Consider the following 3,087-nt stretch of genomic DNA (forward strand, 5'->3'; position numbering starts at 1 on the left):
ACCCCGCCCTCCTCGGCGCTCTCGCCGAAGCGGACGTGGACGACGATCCGTGGCCGGCGCTCGTCCCGTGGCTGCGCGCGCACACCGGTGCCGAACTGGCCGAACGCGCCGAGCTGCTCGGCGTCGCCGCCGGGCCCGTCGAGCCCCGCCGGGCGAGCGTCCCCGAACCGCTCGCGCCCCGTCCGCTGGAGGGCGCGCTGGTGGTCGACTTCAGCGCGCTGTGGGCGGGCCCGCTGTGCGCGCACCTGCTCGGCTCCGCCGGGGCCCGCGTCGTCAAGGTCGAGACCCCCGCCCGCCCGGACGGCGCCCGCCGCGGCGACCCCGGCTTCTACGACCTGCTGCACGCCGGCCACCGGTCGGTGGTCCTCGACCCGGCCGACCGCGACGGCCGCCGCGCGATGCGGGCGCTCGTCGACGCGGCCGACATCGTCGTCGAGGCGTCCCGCCCCCGCGCCCTCGCCCGGTTCGGCCTCGACGCCGAGGAGGCGGTCGCCGCCGGGACGACCTGGGTGTCGATCACCGCCTACGGGCGGGCGCGCGACCGGATCGGGTTCGGTGACGACGTCTCCGCCGCCGCGGGCCTCGTCTGCCGCGAACCGGACCTGGCCCCGCTGTTCTGCGGCGACGCCATCGCCGACCCGCTCACCGGGCTGACCGCCGCCGCGCTCGCCGCCACCGCGCCGCCCGGCGGGGGCGGCGTGCTGTGGGACGTCGCCATGGCCGACGTGGTCGCCGCGACCCTCCCGGCGGGGGAGCCCGCCGCGAGCCCGGAGGCCGTCCGGCACGGGGACGCCTGGGTGCTGGAAGGCGAGGACGCCGCCCTCCCGGTCGCCGCCCCAGAACGGCGCGAACCGCGGGGCAAGGCCCCGGAGATGGGGCGGGACACCGCCGACGTGCTGGCCGGCCTCGGCATCACCGTCCCGTGACCGGGCTGCTGCTGCGGGACGCCGAACTCGGCGGGCGCGAACGCGCCGACGTCCGCCTGGCCGGCGGCCTGATCGCCGAGATCGGCGGCGGGCTGGCGCGCCGGCCCGGTGAGCGGGTCGTGGAGTGCGGCGGCGGGGCGCTCCTTCCGGGACTGTGCGATCACCACCTGCACCTGCACGCGCTGGCCGCGTGGCGGCGGTCGGTCGTCTGCGGCCCGCCCGCCGTCACCGGCCGAGACGCTCTTGCGGCGGTGCTGCGGGACGCCGTACCGGACGAGCACGGGTGGGTGCGCGGCGTCGGCTACGCCGAGAGCGTCGCCGGAGAACTGGACGCCGCCGCGCTCGACGCGCTGCGGCCGGGCGGCCCGGTGCGGGTCCAGCACCGCAGCGGTGCCCTGTGGATCCTCAACTCGGCGGCCGTGCGCGCGGCGGGTCTGGCCTCCGCCGAACACCCCGGTGTCGAGCGGGACGCCGCCGGACGGCCGACCGGGCGGCTCTGGCGGGCCGACGACTGGCTGCGCACCCGCCTCCCGGCGGCGCCTCTGGTGGACCTGGGGCCGGTCGGGCGGGAACTGGCGCGGCTGGGCGTCACCGCCGTCACCGACGCGACGCCCGACCTCGGCGCCGGGGCGCTCGCCGCGATCGAGGCGGCGGTCCGCGACGGGACGCTGCCCCACCGCGTCCACCTCCTCGGGCTGCCGCCGGACGCCGCGCCGCCCCCGCACCCGCGCCTCGGCACCGGCCCGTACAAGATCGTCCTGGCTGATTCGGGGCTGCCGCCGCTCGACGAGCTGAGCGCCAGGATCCGGGACGCGCACGGGCACGGGCGGCCCGTCGCGGTGCACTGCGTCACCCGCGAGGCGCTCGTCCTCCTGCTCGCCGCCTTCGAGGACGCCGGGATCGTGGACGGCGACCGCATCGAGCACGCGGCGCTCGTCCCGGAGGTCCTCGTTCCGGAGCTGGCGCGGCGCGGGCTGCGGGTCGTGACCCAGCCGGGGTTCCTCGCCGACCGCGGCGACGACTACCTGCGCGACGTCCCGGCCGAGGACGTGCCCGACCTCTACCGGTGCCGGAGCCTGCTGGACGCCGGGGTCCCGGTCGCGCTGTCCAGCGACGCGCCCTACGGGCCGCTCGACCCGTGGGCGGTGATGGACGCCGCCGTCACCCGCGCCACCCGGTCGGGCGCGGTCGCCGGCCGGGACGAGACCGTCCCGGCCGCGGCGGCGCTGCGCTCCCTCCTCACCGGGCCGGAGGAACCCGGCGGGCCTCCCCGGCGGGTGTCCACCGGGGAGGCCGCCGACCTGGTCCTCCTGCACGTCCCGCTAGCCGAAGCCCTGCACCACCTGTCGGCGGACAACGTCCGCGCGACCATCACCGGCGGCAGCCTCACCGCAGAGCGACACTTCCGAAGTTCGTGATCTACAACGTAAAGGACTTGGCCTGTGTTCATGGGATGCGGTCCGGTCTCCGCCCGCGTACAGACTTGGTCCCCTTATCGGATGCAATCGATATGCCGGGGCCCTGCGGTCGGCCGCTGATCTAGCGTGAGCTGGGGAAACGGGGGACGGCGGCGGGGGGAATCGTGGCGGCCAGGGTGGCGCTGTGCTGCGTGGCGCTCGGATATGCGGGGCTGCAGGCCGGCACCGGCGGGCTCGGGATTCCGCTGGATCTGGACGAGGCGGTCTACGCGAGCCAGTTCTCCGGGGACGCGCCCCGGACGCCGTACGCGGCGCACCGGTCGCCGGGGGAGGGGCTCCTGGCCGCGCCGGTCACGCTCTGGACCTCGGACGTCACGCTGATCCGGGTGTACTTCGCCGCGCTCTCCGCCGTCCTGCTGCTGCTCGCCTTCTGGCCGTGGTTCCGGGTGCTGGACCGGGCGAGCGTGCCGGTGGCGGCGGCGCTGTTCGCGGTGCCGTGGGTGTCCCTGCGGTACGGCGCGAGCGTGCTGCCGAACCTGCCGGTGGCGCTGGCCGCCGCCGGGGCCGCGGGCGTGCTGGTCGCGGGCGGGCGCCGGGCGTGGGCCGTGCTGGCGCTGATCATCGCCGGGGTCGGGGTCCTGCGGCCCACCGACGCGGTGTGGCTCGCACTGCCGCTGTTCGCGGCGGCGCTCTGGGTGCCGCGGTGGCGGTGGTCGGCGGCGGGCATCGCGGCCGGGGTCGCG

At 77.7% G+C, this 3,087-nt stretch carries 2 protein-coding genes and 1 pseudogene; all 3 read left to right on the forward strand.

Annotated features, from left to right (window positions below; translation table 11 throughout):
* Positions 1 to 926, forward strand: a 926-nt coding sequence (locus tag E1200_RS32340) for a CoA transferase (protein WP_131956333.1), incomplete at its 5' end; no start/stop codon positions are given.
* Positions 923 to 2,344, forward strand: coding sequence for an amidohydrolase family protein (locus tag E1200_RS32345; RefSeq protein ID WP_131956335.1), 1,422 nt, complete (start codon positions 923 to 925; stop codon positions 2,342 to 2,344). The genes E1200_RS32340 and E1200_RS32345, both read left to right, overlap by 4 nt.
* Positions 2,345 to 2,508: 164 nt before the next feature.
* Positions 2,509 to 3,087, forward strand: a pseudogene (locus tag E1200_RS32350) (hypothetical protein); the annotation flags it as partial.

Source organism: Actinomadura sp. GC306 (assembly GCF_004348665.1).
Taxonomy (GTDB): Bacteria; Actinomycetota; Actinomycetes; order Streptosporangiales; family Streptosporangiaceae; genus Spirillospora.